This is a genomic window from Corallococcus sp. CA054B, from assembly GCF_003611625.1.
GTDB lineage: Bacteria > Myxococcota > Myxococcia > Myxococcales > Myxococcaceae > Corallococcus > Corallococcus coralloides.
Window position 1 is genome coordinate 1 of record NZ_RAVY01000002.1, and the last position, 18,018, is coordinate 18,018.

The following is an 18,018-nucleotide window of genomic DNA, read 5'->3' on the forward strand; positions in this document are numbered from 1 at the left end:
GAGTGGGGCGGGACGCTGCTGGTGCCGCCCCGGCTGCACCCGGTGCTGGGCCTGCTGGCGACGGCGGTCCCCTTCGGCCTGGTCTACTTCGCGGTGTCCGCCGCGCTGGGCGTTCCGGAGGCGGGCGCCGTCTTCCGCAAGGTGGGCCGGAAGCTGGGGCTCGCCCGGTAGACGCGGCGCGGCGCCCGGCGGGACGGCTGCCCTCCAGGCGATGTCTGGGGGCTCAAACGGAATGCAGGACAGGCCCCTTTCCGTTGGGATAGGAGGCCCTTTTGTGAAGGGGATGGCCGCATGCGGCTTCCTCCGGGCATGGCGCGCGTGTAAAGTCCGCCGCCTTTTTCAAGAGGCCCTGACTTCAAGGAAGTCCCGGGTCGGAAATCGTCAACGGAAGGTCTCGGCAGTGAGCGACGAGAAGAGCGGCGGAAATTCGGGCGGTCCTGGCGGTTTCGGTCCCAAGAAGCCGAAGGCCACGTTTGGCGACGTGATGCTGGGCATCCCTTCGGGGGGCCAGGGCAACGAGCGCGGCGGTGGCCGTGGCGGCCGCGATGAGAAGAGCGGGCCGGGCCGCGGTGATCGCGGTCCTCGCGACGCCCAGTCGCAGCCCCGTCCCCAGGGCGACGCGCCCCGCGGTGGCGGTGAGCGCGGCGGTGGCCGTGGCGGCGAGCGCCGGGGTGGCGGTGGAGGCGGCGAGCGCCGTCCGTCCGGTCCCATGGTGGTCGTGAAGCGGGCCTCGGGCTCCATCGAGACGCGCGCCCTGGAGGGTGAGAAGCCCGCCGAGGCGACCGCGACCGCGGAGCAGACGGGCGCCGACGCGCAGGCCTCCGCGGCCTCGACGCCGGCTCCCGCGCCGCGTCCGGTGACGCCGGCCCCCGCGCCGTCCAGCCCGCTGTACGAGGAGGTCCCGGAGACCGAGTCCTTCGCGGACATGTTCGAGGCGCAGGTCAAGGACGGTGGCGCTCCTGGCCGCCGCGGCGTGCGCATTGGCGAGAAGGTCGCCGGCACCATCTTCCAGCTGGGCGCGGACACCGCGTTCGTGTCGCTGGACGGCTCCGCGAAGTCGGAGGCGATGATCGAGCTGCGCGAGCTCAAGGACGACGAGGGCATCCTGCGCTTCGGCGTGGGTGACCGCCTGGAGGCGCACGTCGTGGAGATGGGTGCCCGGGGCATCCAGCTCAGCCGCGCGCTGGCCAAGGGCAACGCGTCCTTCGCGATGCTCGCGGAGGCCCGCGCCTCCGGCATGCCGGTGGAGGGCCTGGTCCTCAGCGTGAACAAGGGTGGCGTGGAAGTCGCCATCGGTGAGACGCGCGCCTTCTGCCCCATCAGCCAGCTGGACATCCGCTTCGTGGAGAAGCCGGATCAGTTCATCGGCGAGAAGCTCCAGTTCCGCGTGACGGAAGTGCGCGACCGCAACGTGGTGCTGTCGCGCCGCTCGCTGCTGGAGGACGAGCAGCGCCGGCTGGCCACGGAGACGCGCAAGACCCTGGCCGTGGGCAAGACGGTCAAGGGCAAGGTCTCCGGCGTGCGCGACTTCGGCGTGTTCGTGGACCTGGGCGGCGTGGAGGGCATGGTCCCCGTCTCCGAGCTCTCCTACACGCGCGTCGCACACCCCAGCGACGTGGTGAAGCAGGGCGACGAGGTCGAGGTGGAGATCCTCCGCATGGAGGAGGGCCAGCCCAACTCTCCCGACAAGGCCAAGCAGAAGGAGCGCATCACCCTGTCGCTGCGTTCGCGTCAGGAGGATCCGTTCAAGAAGGCGCTGGAGGAGATCAAGGAGGGCGACCGCATGCAGGGCAAGGTCGTCCGGCTCCAGCCCTTCGGCGCGTTCGTGGAGCTGCGCCCGGGCGTGGACGGCCTGGTGCACATCTCCGCGCTGAGCGACCGGCGCATCGCGCACCCGCGCGACGCGGTGAAGGAAGGCGAGGTCATCTGGGTCTCCGTCGAGAAGATCGACCCCAATGACAAGCGCATCGGCCTGCGCCGCATCTCCGAGGAGGAGGCCCAGCGTCCTCCCGAGGAGCGTCCCGCGAAGGAGGCCCAGGCCTCGTCGGCTCCCAAGGAGCCCGCGGCGCCCCGTCCCAAGGTGGGCGCGGTCGTCGTCGGCAAGGTGGACCGGCTGGAGCCCTACGGCGTGTTCCTCGCGTTCCCGGGCGGCAAGGGTCTCATCCCGGCCAGCGAGACGGGCACGGATCGCGGCACGGACATGCGCAAGCACTTCTCCATCGGCCAGGAGCTGAAGGTGGCGATCATCGACATCGACGCCTCCGGGAAGATCCGCCTGTCCATCCCCGCGGCCATCCGCGCGGAGGAGCGCGCCGAGGTGGAGGCGTGGCAGAAGACCCAGCAGCCTGTGGGCGGCGGCAAGAAGGGCTTCGGCACCTTCGCGGATCTGCTCAGCAAGCTGGGCAAGTAGTGACGTCACGCCTTCTCGGCGCTCATCGCAACAATGCGAGCGGGCGCCGAGATAGGTGTTGACGGTAGCGAGGGGCTTCGGTACTTACCCTCTCGTTCTCGCCGCGGGGTGGAGCAGCCTGGTAGCTCGTCGGGCTCATAACCCGAAGGTCGCAGGTTCAAATCCTGCCCCCGCAACTTGAAAAAGCCCGGGGTCGAAATGAAAGTTTCGACCCCGGGTGTTCAAAGCGAGAATCGCAGTACCGCGTCACGGTGACGCGGGGTGGAGCAGCCTGGTAGCTCGTCGGGCTCATAACCCGAAGGTCGCAGGTTCAAATCCTGCCCCCGCAACTCTGAGAGGGCCCCGGTGGAAACGCCGGGGCCCTTTCGCTTTTCAGCGTCTTGCTTTGCCGGCCGAGGGCCTGGGCGGGCGCCATGCCTCGACGGGCAGGAGCGGGTGCTCCTCGAAGTGCCTGCGCGCCGTGCGGACGAACGCGCCCACGTTGGCGGAGGCGCTGCGGCGTCCGGGGTAGATGACGCTCACCGGGACCGGCGGTGGCGCGAACGCCCCGAGGATCAGGACGAGCCGCCCCGCGAGCACGGCGTCCGCCACCTGGTACGAGAGCGTGCGCGCGATGCCGAGGCCTTGCTCCGCCGCCGCGATGGCCGCGTCCGCGCTGTTGAGGATGAGGCGGGGCTGGAGGCGCACCGGCTGCTCCCTTTCGCCGAACCGCCACTCGTTCGTCGCGTCGAGGTTCTCGAAGGCGATGAGCTCATGGCGGCCCAACTCCGCCGGCGAGCGGGGTGTCCCGCGCTGCTTCACGTAGTAGGGGCTGGCCACCAGCACGCGGCGGACGGTGCCGACCTTGAGGGCAATGAGGCTGCTGTCCTTCAGCTCCCCCAGGCGGACGGCCGCGTCGATGCCTTCGTCCACGAGGTGCTGGTTCCTGTCCGACAGGTGCATGCGGACGGAGAGGGCCGGATGCGCCGCGAGCAGCTTCTGGACCACGGGCAGGACGTGAAGCCGTCCGAAGACGATGGGGGCGGAGAGGTGGAGCTCACCTCGGGGTTCGGCGTTCTCACCGCGAACGCGGCGGTCCGCCTCATCCAGGTCTTCGAGCAGCCGCTGGCAGCTCTCCAGGTAGATCTGCCCGCGTTCGGTGAGGCGCACGGAGCGCGTCGTGCGCGTGAGGAGCGCGAGCCCGAGCCGCTCCTCCAGCTGGGCGACGGCCCGTGTCGCCACGGATGGAGAGATGCGGAGGTGGCGGGATGCGCCCGTGAAGCTTCCCTGCCTGGCGACGGCGACGAACGTCCGGAGCGTGAAGAGCTGGTCCATGATTCTTGCGGAGTTGGCAATGAAGTCTTGCCGGCCTGGCTGATTATTTCACATGTCCCCGGTGGCTATACGTGGTGCATCGAGGGAGAAATCCATGGGCCGATTCGCCAGACTCGCCTTCACCCCCGCGGTGAAGGCACTCCAGGAGCAGCACGGGAGCCGTGGGGCCTACGCGCGGATGGAGAGGGCAGGGGACGCACCGGACGTGCTCACGCCCGACGAGGCGGAGTTCCTGTCCCAGCGCGACAGCTTCTACATGGCCAGCATGGTCGCGAACGGCTGGCCCTACATCCAGCACCGGGGCGGCCCGCCGGGCTTCGTCCGGGTGTTGGATCCGCACACTATCGGCTTCGCGGACTACCGGGGCAACAAGCAGTACATCTCCGCGGGCAACGTCAGCGAGAACGATCGGGTCGCGCTCATCTTCGTGGACTACCCGAACCGGGCACGCCTGAAGGTCCTGGCGCACGCGTCCGTCATCACCCGCGAAACGGACCCCGCGACGCTGGAGCGTCTGGAGGTCCCCGGGTACGGCGCGAAGGTGGAGCGCGGCTTCGTGCTCCGGGTGGAGGGCTTCGACTGGAACTGCCCCCAGCACATCACGCCCCGGTTCACCGAAGCGGAGCTGGACGAAATGCTGCGTCCGGTGTCGAGCGAGCTCCAGACGCTCCGCGCGGAGAACCGTTCCCTGCGCGAGGAACTGGAGCGCCTGAAGCGGTCCCCGGTTTGATCCTGGACCTACGGTCGGGTAGGTTACGGTTCAGTAGGTTTTGCCATGGAGGTGCGAGCCATGAACCGCCAGTCGCCAGGTGTACGGAACAACGCGGATGCCCTGCGGGGAGCCAGCCGCCTCGCGGTGCAGGCCACCCGGGGCGTGATGGGGGTCGTCGAGGAGGTGCACTGCACCATCGCCAGCGGGCCGTCCGTCCTGGGCAGGCCTCTGGAGCGCCCGGTGCGGGCCGTGACGGGGTGGATCTACTCGACACTCCAGGAGGCCACGCGGCATGTCGGGGCGGGGCTTGATGCCGTGCTCACGCGGCTCTCGCCGTGGCTGGGTGACGGTGCTCCGGGGCCTCAGCGGGAGGCGGTGGTCTCCGCGCTGAACGGTGTGCTGGGGGATGCGCTGGAGGCGCAGGGCAACCCGCTCGCGATTCCGATGGCGTTCCGGGTCCACGGGCAGCCGTTGTGCCTGGAGCCCGAGGCCCTGCGCGACGCGCACCCGGAGGCAGGGAGCCGGCTGCTCGTGCTGGTTCATGGCTCGTCGATGAACGACCTGCAGTGGAACCGGCGGGGGCATGACCATGGCGCGGCACTGGCGCGCGATCTCGGCTACACGCCGGTGTACCTCCACTACAACAGCGGCCTGCACATCTCCCGGAACGGGCGGGCGCTCTCCGCGCTGCTGGAGCAGCTCATGGCCTGCTGGCCCGTGCCGCTCGAATCGCTGACGCTCATGGGGCACAGCATGGGTGGACTGGTGGCGCGGAGCGCATGCCTCGCGGCGGAGACCGAGGGCCATGGCTGGCGTCCCTTGTTGCGGAGGCTCGTCTGCCTTGGCTCGCCCCATCACGGTTCGCCGCTGGAGCGGGGTGGGAGCTGGGTCGACGTGCTGTTGGAGCTTAGTCCCTACAGCGCGCCGTTCGCACGCCTGGGACGGATCCGCGGTGCAGGGGTCACGGACCTTCGCTTCGGCAACGTGCTCGACTCGCACTGGGAGGGGCGGGAGCGCTTCGGTTGGGGTGGGGATGCTCGTCGTGGCCTCATGCTGCCGGAGGGCGTGGCCTGCTACGCGGTCGCGGCGACCACCGCGAAGGCGTTGGCGGACCGGCTGCCCGGTGACGGGCTGGTCCCGGTGGACAGCGCGCTCGGGCGGCATGCCCTGCCGGAGCTGACGCTGCGGTTCCCGGAAGCAAACCAGCGCATCATCCCGGGCGCGAACCACCTGGACCTGCTCGACCACCCGGAGGTCTACGCCACACTTCGAACGTGGCTCGTTTGCTGAGCGGATCCGCGCGCTACATCGGCTGGACGTGCTCCGCGATGCGGCCCGAGGCGATCAGCTCCCGCAGCTCATCGGCCATGCGGTCGCCCTCGATCAGCACCTGCCTCCACGCGCGGATCCGGTCCTCGTCCTTCATGTTCGTGAAGTCCGAGCGGTCCGGGATGCGTCCACCGGGCAGCCGCGCCAGGTGCGCGGGCGACGGCGTGATGATCAACGCGCGCCGGAAGTTGAGCGGCCCCGCGCGGCGCCACTTGAGTGACTTGTCGAACCAGCCGGGCACGACGTACGGGTAGAAGTGCGGATAGAGCACCAGCCCATCGCCCGTGCCGTAGTCGACGTCCAGGTGGTAGTCGACGACGCCGCCGTCCCGGTACATGCCGGGCGGAGCCCCCGGAATGTCGTGAACGCCCGCGAGCACCATCGGAATGGAGCCCGATGCGATGAGCGCCGGGCGCAGGTTGTCGCGGGTGAGGGGACGGTGCGCTGACGGCAGGTCCTTGAGCCCGGCGAACGGGCTTGAGTCCCCGGCGGTATGGAAGATGACGCGCTCCATGTGGAGCCCGAGCGTCCGGCGGCTCACCGCGTTCGCCACCGCGCCCAGCACGAAGCCCGCGAGCTGCACACGGGACTGCTCCACCGCCAGCAGCCCCTTGCACCGGGTCGTCACGACATGCAGCCGCGCCCACGGGTGCGTGAGGATCTCCTCCATGCCGTCCGGCCCCAGGAGTGAATCCAGGATCGTCGCGCTCCTCTCGCTGACCAGCGAGGGTGGAGGCTTGGGCGGATAGCGCTGCTCCAGGTACGCGTTTGCGAAGCGCTTGAGCGCCGCGACTGGCTCCTTCTGCGCCAGACACGCCAGCCGCCAGCTCCCGATGGAACTGCCGATGAGATGCAGCGGCCGGGTGCGCGGCTGCTGGAGGAGCTCGCCGAACAGCACGCGGTCGATTCCCTCCAGCCCCAGCCACTTCGGGCCACCGGAAGCGCCCGGAAGGATGTCCACGTCCTCCGCACGCAGTCCGCGCTCCCGGAGGATGCGCAGGGCGTCGGGGCCCGCAAGCAGGGTCAGGCTCTGGCTCATCGCGGGCGCGGACCCTAGCAGTCCGGTGCGAGAAAAGGCTCAGCGCTCGTCGTCCGGACGCTCCGACTCCAGCGGATGGATCGTCACCACCTGATGGCCGTCCTCCGGCTCGGTGCGCGCCTTCTCCAGCTCCTCGGGTTTCTGGGGCGCCCGTTCGGAGAACCCGTCGTTCTCCAGGTGCCGCTGGCGCTGCTCACTGGTCTCGCCGTAGCCCTCCAGCTTCTTGCCCGCCATGGCCGTCCTCCCATGCGAAAGGTGAATCTCAAGCCTTGGGATGACGCCGCATGGGCGCAAGCGGTGGTCTGCCCGTGCGGCCGCACGCTCCGGGAGCGGGGCTCCAGTGGGCGCTCACTCCTCCAGCGTTCCCACGGAAGGGGCCGCGCCGTCGCGCTCGCGCTGGGCCTCCAGGTAGGCGGAGAAGCCCGCCTTGGACTGGATGCGGAACACCGGGAGCCGGGGCAGCACGTCATCCGCGAAGGCGTATTGCTCGCAGACGAGGCTCGCGCGCAGGGCGCCTTCCGGACCTCCGGTGAAGGGCTGGACCTCGTGCTGGAGGTTGCCCCGGAAGTGGACCAGCAGGCCCGGCTTGGGGCGCACCTCGCCCTGGAGCTGGTTGTCTCGCAAGAGCCGCAGCGCGCCTCCTCGCGCACCTTTCGGAACCCGCAGGTACAGGACGCTCACGTGTTCGGGCGTCGCGTCCGGGACGCCGCTCGGCTCCTGCAACGTCGCGTCGATGTGCCGGCCCACCGGCGTGCCCGCGTCCAGCAGCAGCAGGTTCAGATAGAACGCATTGGGCCGGGGACGCGTGTCACGGCCTCCAAACCAGCGCTGCGTCCACGGCAGGAGCCCGCGCGCGCTGTCGTCGTCGAGGATGCGGCGCAGGTAGACGGACAGGAACGGGAAGCGGGCCTCCAGCGTCGCGCGGCCCTCGCGCGTGAAGATGAACGCGAAGCCGCGACTCGCGCGGAACGTGCCCATCAACGGACTGCGCGCGACGAAGCGGGAGCCGAGCAGGGCATCCCCCAGGGCCTCCAGCTCCGCTCGGGGCAGGGCGTCGCGGTGGGTGACGTACTCGGGCACGGACCGGACGCTAGCGCCTTCCCGGCACGCGCGAGAGGGGAACCGTCACCGCTCGTCTCCTTCCCGGCCGGGCCCGTGGCTACAGGGACGCCTGCTTCTCGCTGAGCTTCGTCTTGCCCAGCATGTGCAGCAGCGCCTTCTCCGAGCAGTGCATGCCTTCGCCCGAGCTCGCCGCCAGCTCGTCCACGGACTTGAAGTAGCGGTCCACCACCTGGCCCCTCTCGAAGAGGACGAGCACGGACGGGTAGATGTACGACGCCTTCGCCACCGCGGGCGTGTTGCCCAACTGCTCGGAGGCCTCGCGCACCGCGGCCACCATGCTCTTCTTGAGCACGGTCTTCTTCACCGGGCCGCCGTCGCCGTCCTCCCTCACGCGCTCGCGGGCCCTCGCCAGGGCGCAGGCGCAGATGAGCGTCCCCGCCCAGGTGCGGAAGTCCTTCGCGCTGTAGCCCGGGCCCATCACCTGCTGGATGTACTCGTTGATGTGCCGGCGCCGCACGTCCACCACCGCGCCGTCGTCGAGCACGAACTTGAAGACGTCTCGCCCGGACACCTTCAGCAACTGCCGCACGAGCGTCGCCACGCGCCGGTCCTTCAGCTCGCGGTGCTGCCGCACGCCGGACTTGCCCGGGTAGTCGAACACCACCGTGTCGCCATGCACCTTCACGTGCCGCGCACGCAGCGTGGCCAGCCCGAAGCTGCCGTGCTCCTCCGCGTAGCGCTCGCTGCCCGGGCGGATGAAGCAGGTACCCAGGATGCGCAGCATCCCCGCGAGGACCCGCTCCCGGCCCAGGCCCCGCTTGCGCAAATCCTTGCTCACCTGGCGCCGCATCTTCGGCAGCGCCTGCGCGAAGCCCACGATGCGCTGGTACTTCGCATCCCGCTGCTTCTGCGTGTGCGCCTCGCTGTAGCGGTACTGCCAGCGGCCCGCCCCGTCCCTCCCCACCGCTTGAAGGCGCGCGGAGGCCCTGGGCGAAATGGCCACGTCCGTCCAGGCGGGCGGCAGGCGCAGCGCGTCGATGCGCTCCCGCTCGGCTTGCGACACCGCCCGGCCCCGCGCGTCCACGTAGCGGAAGCCTCGCTTCATCGTTCCCAGCCGCCGGTGGCCGTCCTGCCGCAGCCGTTCCAGCTGGGTCATTCCCCGGCGGGGCGGGACGCGCTCGGATTCTGAGACGGTGGCTTGGGAGGGCATCGCCTCCCTGTAGTGCGCAGTCCACGCCGGGGCGGCAATCCGGTTGCCCCCTGGCGGCAGGGGGGGCTGGCGGCCAGAAAAGCCCCTGGCGGCATTTTCGGATACGGGTGCATTCGTTTAGAGTTCGTTGCGACTCCCACCTCCAAAATTATTCCCGAGGCATGACGACCTTCCTCGACGCCCTGCTGGCGTTCCCGACCGCGATCTTCACCATCCTCCTGGGAGTGGTGCTGGCGTACTGGCTGTGCGTGATCATCGGTGCGGCCGGCATCGACATGCTGGATGGCGACTCGGCCCTGGAGGGCGGCGCCAAGGCAGTGAGCGGCGCGTTCGAGGGCGGCGCCAAGGCGGCGAGCGGCGCGTTCGAGGGCGGCGCCAAGGCGGCGTCGGGGCTGCTGGAAGGCGGCGCGAAGGCCGTCGGAGGCCATGACGTCGGCCACGCGGGGCACTCGCACCTGCACGACGCGGAGGCCGCCACCGGCCTGCTCGCGGCGCTGGGCTTCGGGGGCATCCCCGTCACCGTGTCGGTGAGCCTGGTGGTGTTCCTCTCCTGGTCGCTGTCGCTGCTCGGCGGACAGGCCACGCACTCGGCGCTCTCCATGCTGCCCTCGTGGCTCGTGAGCACGGGCCTCGGCCTCGCCTGCGCGACGGTGGGCACGGTGGTGGGAGGGCTCGCGGTGCGGCCGCTGCGCCCCATCTTCATCGCCAAGCGCGCTCCGGGCCGCGATGCGCTGATGGGCCGCGTGTGCACCATCTCCAGCGGCAGCGTGACGGCCAAGGATGGCCACGCCACCTTCGACGACGGGGCCGCCGGCCTCATCCTGAATGTCTTCTGTGACAAGCCCAATGAGCTCAAGCGCGGTCAGCCGGCGTTGATCCTCGGCTACGACGCGGAGCGGGGCGTGTACGAGGTGGAGCCGGTGGACTGGCTCCTGCCCCAGGAAATGGAGCAGCTGCGTGATCCGCTGAAGGCAGCGGCCGTCGCGCGGGCCCGCTCACAGCGATGAACATTGGCGTCCTCCGGGCTCCTCCGGACGGGCGCGACAATCGGCACCGGGTGGCTTTCGCGGGGGACCCCGAGTGCTTGGAAAAAGGCCCGCCCAACGGACTTCACAGGATAGGCCATGGATCCCATCACCACTGCGGCAATCGCCGGCGTCGCCATCATCATCTTCTTCGGCATCTTCGTCAGCGTGGCCAAGTTCTACCGCCAGGTGGATCAGGGCAAGGTGCTCATCGTCAACACGCTGAAGACGGAGCCCACGGTCACCTTCACCGGCTCCGTGGTGCTGCCCATCGTCCACCGCGCGGAGGTGATGGACATTTCGCTGAAGACGGTTGAAATCGACCGCCGCGGCAAGGAAGGCCTCATCTGCCAGGACAACATCCGCGCGGACATCAAGGTCACCTTCTTCGTGCGCGTGAACAAGACGCGTGAAGACGTGCTCAAGGTGGCCCAGTCCATCGGCTGCGCGCGCGCGTCGGATCAGGAGACGCTGGAGAACCTCTTCGAGGCCAAGTTCTCCGAGGCCCTCAAGACCGTCGGCAAGTCCTTCAACTTCGAGCAGCTCTACACCAAGCGCGACGAGATCAAGGACAAGGTCGTTGAGACCATTGGCCGGGACCTCAACGGCTACATGCTGGAGGACTGCGCCATCGACTTCCTCGAGCAGACCCCGGTGGAGATGCTCGACAAGGACAACATCCTGGACGCCCAGGGCATCCGGAAGATCACCCAGCTCACCACCGAGCAGAACGTCTTCACCAACGAGCTGAAGCAGTCCGAGCGCATGGCGGTGACCAAGCGCAACGTGGAAGCCGACGAGGCCATCTTCGCCCTCGAGCGTCAGCGCGAGGAGGCGGCCGCCAAGCAGCGCCGTGAGATCGACATCATCCAGGCGCGTGAGACGGCCGAGGCCGACCGCGTGAAGAGCGAGGAGTTCGCCAAGGCGCAGCTGGCGCGCATCAAGGCGGAGGAAGAGATCGCCATCAACGAGGAGAACAAGCAGCGCCAGGTGCAGGTGGCCCAGAAGAACCGCGAGCGCGTGGTGGGCGTGGAGACCGAGCGCGTGGAGAAGGACCGCGCCCTGGAGGCCATCAACCGCGAGCGTGAGACGGAGCTGCAGCGCATCGCGAAGGAGAAGGCGCTGGAGTCGGAGAAGAAGGCCATCGCCGACGTCGTCCGCGCCCGCATCGCGGTGGAGAAGACCGTCGCCCAGGAAGAGGAGAACATCAAGGACCTGCGCGTGACGTCGGACGCCAAGCGCACCAAGGACGCGATCATCATCACCGCCCAGGCGCACGCGGAAGAGGCGTCCGTGAAGGACGTCACGGCCGCGGAAGCGAGCGCGAAGATCTCCGTGTTCCTCGCCAAGGAGAAGCTGACCCTGGCCGAGGCCGACCTGGAGGCCGCGGACAAGCAGGCCAAGGCGAAGATGCGGCTGGCCGAAGGCATCCAGGCCGAGTCCGCCGCGGAGGGCCTGGCCAGCGTGCGCGTGCGTGAGGCGGACGCGGTCGCCACGGAGAAGCTGGGCATGGCGCAGGTGCGCGTGAAGGAGGCCGAGGCCTCCGTCATCGAGAAGCAGGGCCAGGCGCAGGCTTCCGCGGTGCGCGAGAAGCTGCTCGCCGAGGCCGCTGGCGCCGAGCAGAAGGGCCTGGCCCACGCCCGCGTGCAGGAGGCCGAGGCCACCGCCATCCACAAGCGCGGCGAGGCGGAGGCGTTCGCCACGCGCGAGAAGCAGCTGGCCGAGGCCGCCGCCATCCAGGAGAAGCTGATGGCCGAGGCCCGGGGCCTGTCGGAGAAGGCCGCCGCGATGAAGGCCCTGGACGGCGTGGGCCGCGAGCATGAGGAGTACCGCCTGCGCCTCCAGAAGGAGCGCGACGTGGAGATGGCCGCCATCAACGTCCGCAAGGAGATTGCCCAGGCCCAGGCCACGGTCCTGGCCCAGGCCTTCACCAACGCGAAGTTCCAGATCGTCGGCGGCGACGGGAAGTTCTTCGAGAACTTCGTCAAGGCCGTGTCCTTCGGCAGCTCGGTGGACGGCGCGCTGGACCACGGCGAGGCCCTGAAGAAGACGCTCGGTGGCTACCTCAACGGTGAGAAGGACCTGCCGGCGGACCTGAAGGAGATCCTCTCCAAGCCGGGCCTCAGCAACGACGCGCAGAACCTGGCCGTCGCGGCGCTGCTCAACCGCATGTCGGTGAGCCCCACGGAGTCCACCGCCGCCGGCATCAAGGCGCTGGTGCAGACGGAAGCGGCGGCCCTCGCGCAGAAGCAGCAGGGCTGAAGCGTCCCGCCAATCGCAACCTCCCGGTGAACATCCATGGCAACTGACAGCACCAAGACCCCGGGCGCCCAGGCGCCCGGGGGCGAGGCGACGCTGGAGGGCGGCAGCTACGAGGTCATCCGTGCGCGCCTCCTCTCCCAGGCGGACGCGCTGGCGACCCAGGCGAACGACCTCAACGCCCGGCGCAAGGCGCTGTTCGGCGGCACGGAGCTCACCGTCATCGGCAATGAGCGGGTGCGCACGGAGAACAACTGCGTCCCCCGCGACATCGTCAGCGTCGGGAAGTACCTCCTCTTCGGCTACAACGTCTTCATCGGCCTGAAGAAGGAGACGCACGTCTCGGACGTCTTCTCGCTGCACCGCTTCGAGAAGACGGCCGAGGGCTTCGACTTGTCCGCCGTGCCTCCCACGGAGGCCGGCGGCTTCCTCGCGGACCCCCGGTTCGTGAAGGACTTCGGAGAGCTGTACAAGTACTACAAGGATGCGAAGCTGCTGCAGCTGCGGCGGCGGGACTCGCGCCTGCTCGCGGTGTTCCAGACGGGCCTGTCCTCGCGCGACCTCAAGGTCTTCCGCTTCAACGTGGACGTGGAGGGCCGCGCCACCTACGTGGACAACCAGGGCGAGCGCGACCACGTCTACCCGCCGTCGCACGACTTCGAGTGGACGGTGGCCACGCGCGAGCAGTACGTGCTGGGCCAGCACCCGCACGTCAACGTGCTGGATCAGGTCTTCGTGGAGACGGTGAAGGGCGACCTCACCGTGAAGGTGGAGGACAACACCGCCACGGGCCTGGGCATCTACAGCGAGCCGGTGGACGACCCGGACCAGTCGCTGGACGACGCGGAGTTCGCCTGGACGCAGGTGGGAGGGATCATCCTCCTGCGCATCCTGCCGTTCCGGGAGAAGGCGCACCGCTACCTCGTCTTCAACTCGCGCACGCAGCACGTGGTGCGCATCGACGCCATCGGCCAGTCCTGCGTGCGGCTGCCGGAGGACCAGGGCATCGTCTTCCCGGGCGGCTACTACCTCCAGACGGGCGACTACAAGGTCTTCGACGGCGCGTCGGAGGGGATGGAGTTCCACCAGGCGGTGCGCTCGCCCAACGGCGAGGACGTGCTCTACGTCTTCCACCGCCGGGATGAAGGCGCGTACGTGCTCTTCCCGTACAACATGGTGCGCAAGGAGGTGCAGACGCCGCTGCAGGCCAACGGCATGAGCATCTTCGCGGATGGCGGGCTGGTGGTGTTCCGCGCCACGTCGCAGGAGCCCACGCGCGTGCACCCCATGCAGGTGTGGCAGACGCCGTTCGTCTCCGACGAGCACGCGGCGAAGCTGCCCCCCGCGCCGGGCTACCTGGGCAAGGTGGGCAACGCGGAGCTGGTGCGCGGCATCAGCGACGCGCTGACGCTGCCGCGCGTGGCGAAGACGGACAAGCCCACGCGCCGCACCTACGAGGACCTGGTCTCCGCGGCCACTCGCGCGCTGGACGCCTACTACTGGCTGTCCCACGCGGAGGTGGGGCTCCAGGAGCCCATCGAGCTGCTGCGCCGCACCTCCGAGCTCATCATCGATGAGTTCGAGAAGGTCCTCGCGATGCGCAAGCGCGCGGAGGAGTCGCTCGCGCAGGCGCTGCAGACGCAGGAGTCGCTGCTGCTCAACGCGCAGCCGGAGGGGCTCACGGACGCCGAGGGCTTCATGCGCGCGCTGGCGGACCTGCGCCGGCACCGCGGGCACCTGATTACGTTGAAGGACATCCGCTACATGGACCTGGGGCGCGTGGACGCCCTGGAGCAGGCGGTGGTGGCCGCGTCCGACGCGGTGAGCACCGCGTGCGTGGACTTCCTCCAGAAGGGCGAGGCGCTCCAGCCCCTGGCCTCGCGGCTGGACGGGCTCCTGGAGCGGCTGGAGCCGCTGACGACGACGGTCGAGCTGGCCCCGCTGGCCGAGGACGTGGATCGCACCGCCCAGGGCCTGGAGGTGCTGGGTGAGGTGGTGGGCGGGCTCCAGGTGGGCGACCCGCTGGCCCGGGCCCGGATCCTGGAAGGCATCTCCGAGCTGTTCAGCCGGTTGAATCGCGTTCGCGCGGGGCTCCAGGCGAAGCGCAAGGAGCTGTCCGGCAAGGAGAAGCGCGCGGAGTTCGGCGCGCAGTTCAAGCTGCTGGGCCAGAGCATCGAGAACGCGCTGTCGCAGGCGGACTCGCCGGAGAAGTGCGACGAGGCGCTCTCCAAGCTCACCGTGCTGCTGGAGGAGCTGGAGGGCCGCTTCGGCGAGTTCGACGAGTTCCTGGGGCAGATCACCCAGAAGCGCGAGGAGCTGCTGGAGGCCTTCGGCGCGCGCAAGCAGGCGCTGGTGGACGAGCGTCAGCGCCGGGCCTCGGGCCTCTTCGGCGCGGCGGAGCGCATCCTCCAGGGCGTGCAGCGCCGGGCGAAGTCCTTCAAGGCGGACGACGAGCTCAACGCCTACTTCGCGTCCGACGCGATGATCCTCAAGCTGCGGCAGCTGGCGGAACAGCTGCTGGCGCTCCAGGACAGCGTGCGCGCGGATGAGGTGCTGTCGCGCGTGAAGTCCGCGAAGCAGGACGCCCTGCGCGCCCTGCGCGACAAGCAGGACCTGTTCGAGGGCGGCGAAGGCCTCATCAAGCTGGGGCCCTACCGCTTCCACGTGAACACGCAGCCGCTGGAGCTGACGCTGGTGCCGCGCGACGGCGCGCTGTACCTCCAGCTCACCGGCTCCGACTACACCCAGAAGGTGGAGGATCCGGAGCTGCTCAAGTACCGCGAGCTCTGGGATCAGCACCTGGTCTCCGAGACGCGCGAGGTGTACCGCGCGGAGTACCTGGCCGCGGGCCTGCTGATGGACGCGGAGGAGGGGAAGGGCGGCCTCACGCTCGCGGCGCTGTACGAGGCCGGCGCGCAGGGGCAGCTCTTGGAGCGCGTGCGCGCGTACGCGGCGGACCGCTTCGACGAGGGCTACGAGCGCGGCGTGCACGACGCGGACGCGACGGCGCTCCTGGAGAAGCTGCTCGCGCTGCACCAGGGCGCGGGCCTGCTGCGCTTCGCCCCGGTGCCTCGCGCCTGGGCCGCGCTGTACTGGGCGTTCGACCCGGACGACGCGCTCCGCGGCGTGTTCCACCGGCGGGCGCGCAGCCTCGCGCGGCTGCGGCAGGCGTTCGACATCGGCTCGGACCTGGTGGCGCTGGGGGATGAGCTGGGCGAGCGCGTGCTCGCGTTCCTCCAGGGCCACGGCCTCACCGCTTCGCCCGCGGAGGGCCGGCAGGCGGGCCGCTACCTCGTGGAGGAGCTGGCGGTGGAGCGTCCCCGCTTCACCACCAGCCGCGAGGCCCTGGCGCTGAAGGACGCCTTCCTCGGGCACCTGGATCGCCACGGTTCGCGCACCGCGTTCGACGACGACCTGCGCGGCCTGGAGAAGAACCTGCCGGAGCGCCTGCGCATCGCCCGCGCCTGGGTGGACGCGTTCCTCGCGAAGCGCGAGGGCGGCCCGGGCGAGGCGGCCCACGTCGCGCTGGAGACGGCGGTGGTGCTCCTCACCGAGCGCAAGCTGGACCGCGAGACGGCGGGCGCCCTCACCGCCGCGGAGGCCACGGGCCTGCTGGGCAGCCACCCGCGCATCCAGGACCGCAAGCTGGCCCTGCGCCTGGACGAGTTCCTGGCGCGGCTGGGCGAGTTCCGCCAGGTGCGCGTGACTGCGTACGTGGCCTACCGCGCGTACCTGCGCGACCTGCTGGACCGCGAGCGGCGCAAGCTGCGGCTGGAGGAGCTGACGCCCAAGGTGCTCACGAGCTTCGTGCGCAACCGGCTCATCGACGAGGTGTACCTGCCGCTCATCGGCGCGAACCTGGCCAAGCAGCTGGGCGCGGCGGGCGAGGGCAAGCGCACGGACCGCATGGGCATGCTGCTGCTCATGTCGCCGCCGGGCTACGGCAAGACGACGCTGATGGAGTACGTGGCCAGCCGCCTGGGCCTCACCTTCGTGAAGGTGAACGGGCCGGCGCTGGGCCACTCCGTGAAGTCGTTGGATCCGTCAGAGGCGCCCAACGCCACCGCGCGGCAGGAGGTGGAGCGCATCAACCTGTCCTTCGAGATGGGCAACAACGTGATGCTCTACCTCGACGACATCCAGCACACGGACCCGGAGCTGCTCCAGAAGTTCATCTCCCTGTGCGACGGCCAGCGCCGCGTGGAGGGTGTCTGGAATGGCCAGACGCGCACGTATGACCTGCGCGGCAAGAAGTTCTGCGTGGTGATGGCGGGCAACCCGTACACGGAGACGGGCGAGCGCTTCCGCATCCCGGACATGCTCGCCAACCGCGCGGACACCTACAACCTGGGTGACATCCTGGACGGCAAGGAGGAGCTGTTCGCGCTCAGCTACCTGGAGAACGCGCTCACCTCCAACCCGGTGCTGGCGCCGCTGGCCACGCGCGACCCGCAGGACGTGCACCGCCTCATCCGGATGGCCAAGGGCGAGGACGTCCCCTCCGGCGAGCTGAAGCACGGCTACGCGGCGGCGGAGCTCCAGGAGATCATCGCCGTCTTCCAGCGGCTGTTCCGCGTGCAGCAGGTGCTGCTCAAGGTGAACCTCCAGTACATCGCGTCCGCCGCGCAAGACGAGCGCTTCCGCACGGAGCCGCCGTTCAAGCTGCAGGGCAGCTACCGCAACATGGGCAAGCTGGCGGAGAAGGTCGTCTCCGCGATGACGGACGACGAGCTGGAGCGTCGCATCGACGATCACTACCAGGGCGAATCCCAGACGCTCACCACGGCGGCGGAGCAGAACCTGCTCAAGCTCCAGGAGATGCGCGGGCGCCTGACGCCGGAGAAGGCGAAGCGCTGGGAGGAGATCAAGCAGGGCTTCGCCCGCGTGAAGCGCATGGGGGGCAAGGAGGACGACCCCGTGGCGCGCGTCACCGGACAGCTGGGCGCCATCGAGGAACAGCTGGGCTCCGTGCGCGACGCGGTGGTGCAGGCCGCGGCGCAGGCGAACGCCCCCAGCGAGGACACGCCCGTGGCCCCGCACCTGGAGGCCCTGCGCGAGGCCGTGCTGGAGGTGGCCCGCGTCAGCCGCGAGGCCGCCCAGAAGCCGCCGGCCCCGGTGCAGGTGACCATCCCCGCGGCGCCCCCGCCGGTCCAGGCCCCGCAGGCTCCGGCCACGGACCTGGCCCCGTACCTCAAGCACCTGGCGCAGCTGCTCAAGGCCCTCACGGAGCGCGTGGCCGCCCAGGCGGCGGATGCGCCCACGCTGCGCAACGCGCCCATGCCCCAGGCGTCCGCGCCGGACTTCGGCCCGTACATGGCGCAGCTCTCCAAGGCGATTACTGCCCTGGCGGACCGGCCGGTGTCGGTGTCCCTGCCTTCCCAGGCGGAGTCGCTCCAGCGCGCCGCGAACGGTCCGTCCCCGGCGGAGCTGAGCCGTCAGATTGAACTGGTGGAGGGGGCGCTGCTGCCCCTGGAGCGCGCCGCCCGCCGCAACGTGCAGGGTGAAGGCGAAGGCATCAAGGCGCTCCAGGTCTGGCAGGGGGTCACGGAAGCCCTGGAGCTGCTGCGCGGCATGCTGCGGCGCTAGGGATTGCTTCAAAGTCTGGCATTGCCCTTCAGGAAGCGGGAGGCTGTCCATCCCCAACCCTGGAGTGCAATG

General features: G+C 69.8%; 11 protein-coding genes and 2 tRNA genes. 8 read left to right on the forward strand and 5 right to left on the reverse strand.

Annotated elements, in window-relative coordinates:
- The first annotated feature begins 400 nt into the window (after positions 1-400).
- The 3 genes from D7V80_RS00565 to D7V80_RS00575 all read left to right on the forward strand — a co-directional run bounded on the left by D7V80_RS00565 (position 401) and on the right by D7V80_RS00575 (position 2,739).
- Complete coding sequence (locus D7V80_RS00565; protein WP_120586313.1) at positions 401-2,410, forward strand: S1 RNA-binding domain-containing protein; 2,010 nt, start codon at positions 401-403, stop codon at positions 2,408-2,410.
- A 102-nt stretch (positions 2,411-2,512) separates the two neighbouring features.
- A tRNA-Met gene (locus tag D7V80_RS00570) sits at positions 2,513-2,586 on the forward strand.
- A gap of 79 nt (positions 2,587-2,665) precedes the next feature.
- Positions 2,666-2,739: transfer RNA gene (locus tag D7V80_RS00575), tRNA-Met, on the forward strand.
- Positions 2,740-2,782: 43 nt separating this feature from the next.
- Here the strand turns inward: D7V80_RS00575 and D7V80_RS00580 are convergent.
- Positions 2,783-3,724, reverse strand: a complete 942-nt coding sequence (locus tag D7V80_RS00580) for a LysR family transcriptional regulator (RefSeq protein ID WP_120586314.1) — start codon at positions 3,722-3,724, stop codon at positions 2,783-2,785.
- A 94-nt stretch (positions 3,725-3,818) separates the two neighbouring features.
- Between D7V80_RS00580 and D7V80_RS00585 the strand changes: the two genes are divergently transcribed.
- Positions 3,819-4,454 (forward strand): pyridoxamine 5'-phosphate oxidase family protein, encoded by a 636-nt coding sequence (locus D7V80_RS00585; protein ID WP_120586315.1) that lies wholly within the window; start codon positions 3,819-3,821, stop codon positions 4,452-4,454.
- A 60-nt stretch (positions 4,455-4,514) separates the two neighbouring features.
- The gene (locus tag D7V80_RS00590; protein ID WP_120586316.1) at positions 4,515-5,726 is read left to right on the forward strand and encodes an alpha/beta hydrolase; all 1,212 of its coding nucleotides are present in this window, start codon (positions 4,515-4,517) and stop codon (positions 5,724-5,726) included.
- A gap of 13 nt (positions 5,727-5,739) precedes the next feature.
- Here D7V80_RS00590 and D7V80_RS00595 read toward each other — a convergent pair whose 3' ends face one another.
- From D7V80_RS00595 to D7V80_RS00610, 4 genes are all read right to left on the reverse strand, one after another.
- Positions 5,740-6,804, reverse strand: a complete 1,065-nt coding sequence (locus tag D7V80_RS00595) for a patatin-like phospholipase family protein (RefSeq protein WP_120586317.1) — start codon at positions 6,802-6,804, stop codon at positions 5,740-5,742.
- Positions 6,805-6,843: 39 nt separating this feature from the next.
- Positions 6,844-7,038: a hypothetical protein gene (locus D7V80_RS00600; protein ID WP_120586318.1), complete on the reverse strand. Its 195-nt coding sequence runs from the start codon at positions 7,036-7,038 to the stop codon at positions 6,844-6,846.
- 114 nt (positions 7,039-7,152) lie between these two features.
- Entirely contained in the window at positions 7,153-7,884 is a 732-nt protein-coding gene (locus tag D7V80_RS00605) for a 2OG-Fe(II) oxygenase (protein ID WP_120586319.1), read from the reverse strand.
- Between the two features lie 79 nt (positions 7,885-7,963).
- Positions 7,964-9,076, reverse strand: coding sequence for a DNA topoisomerase IB (locus D7V80_RS00610; RefSeq protein WP_233585051.1), 1,113 nt, complete (start codon positions 9,074-9,076; stop codon positions 7,964-7,966).
- Between the two features lie 161 nt (positions 9,077-9,237).
- Between D7V80_RS00610 and D7V80_RS00615 the strand changes: the two genes are divergently transcribed.
- The 3 genes from D7V80_RS00615 (at position 9,238) to D7V80_RS00625 (ending at position 17,946) form a co-directional block, all read left to right on the forward strand.
- Positions 9,238-10,083: a hypothetical protein gene (locus D7V80_RS00615; protein WP_120586321.1), complete on the forward strand. Its 846-nt coding sequence runs from the start codon at positions 9,238-9,240 to the stop codon at positions 10,081-10,083.
- 117 nt (positions 10,084-10,200) lie between these two features.
- The gene (locus D7V80_RS00620) at positions 10,201-12,363 is read left to right on the forward strand and encodes a flotillin family protein (protein WP_120586322.1); all 2,163 of its coding nucleotides are present in this window, start codon (positions 10,201-10,203) and stop codon (positions 12,361-12,363) included.
- Between the two features lie 36 nt (positions 12,364-12,399).
- On the forward strand, positions 12,400-17,946 hold the full coding sequence (locus D7V80_RS00625; protein ID WP_120586323.1) for a DNA repair ATPase: 5,547 nt from the start codon (positions 12,400-12,402) through the stop codon (positions 17,944-17,946).
- The last annotated feature ends 72 nt before the right edge of the window (positions 17,947-18,018 follow it).

Bases quoted from the DNA above. Each gene is read 5' to 3' on its own strand.
- D7V80_RS00580 (WP_120586314.1), bottom strand. From the start codon at position 3,724: ATGGACCAGCTCTTCACGCTCCGGACGTTCGTCGCCGTCGCCAGGCAG.
- D7V80_RS00585 (WP_120586315.1), top strand. From the start codon at position 3,819: ATGGGCCGATTCGCCAGACTCGCCTTCACCCCCGCGGTGAAGGCACTC.
- D7V80_RS00590 (WP_120586316.1), top strand. From the start codon at position 4,515: ATGAACCGCCAGTCGCCAGGTGTACGGAACAACGCGGATGCCCTGCGG.
- D7V80_RS00595 (WP_120586317.1), bottom strand. From the start codon at position 6,804: ATGAGCCAGAGCCTGACCCTGCTTGCGGGCCCCGACGCCCTGCGCATC.
- D7V80_RS00600 (WP_120586318.1), bottom strand. From the start codon at position 7,038: ATGGCGGGCAAGAAGCTGGAGGGCTACGGCGAGACCAGTGAGCAGCGC.
- D7V80_RS00610 (WP_233585051.1), bottom strand. From the start codon at position 9,076: ATGCCCTCCCAAGCCACCGTCTCAGAATCCGAGCGCGTCCCGCCCCGC.
- D7V80_RS00615 (WP_120586321.1), top strand. From the start codon at position 9,238: ATGACGACCTTCCTCGACGCCCTGCTGGCGTTCCCGACCGCGATCTTC.
- D7V80_RS00620 (WP_120586322.1), top strand. From the start codon at position 10,201: ATGGATCCCATCACCACTGCGGCAATCGCCGGCGTCGCCATCATCATC.
- D7V80_RS00625 (WP_120586323.1), top strand. From the start codon at position 12,400: ATGGCAACTGACAGCACCAAGACCCCGGGCGCCCAGGCGCCCGGGGGC.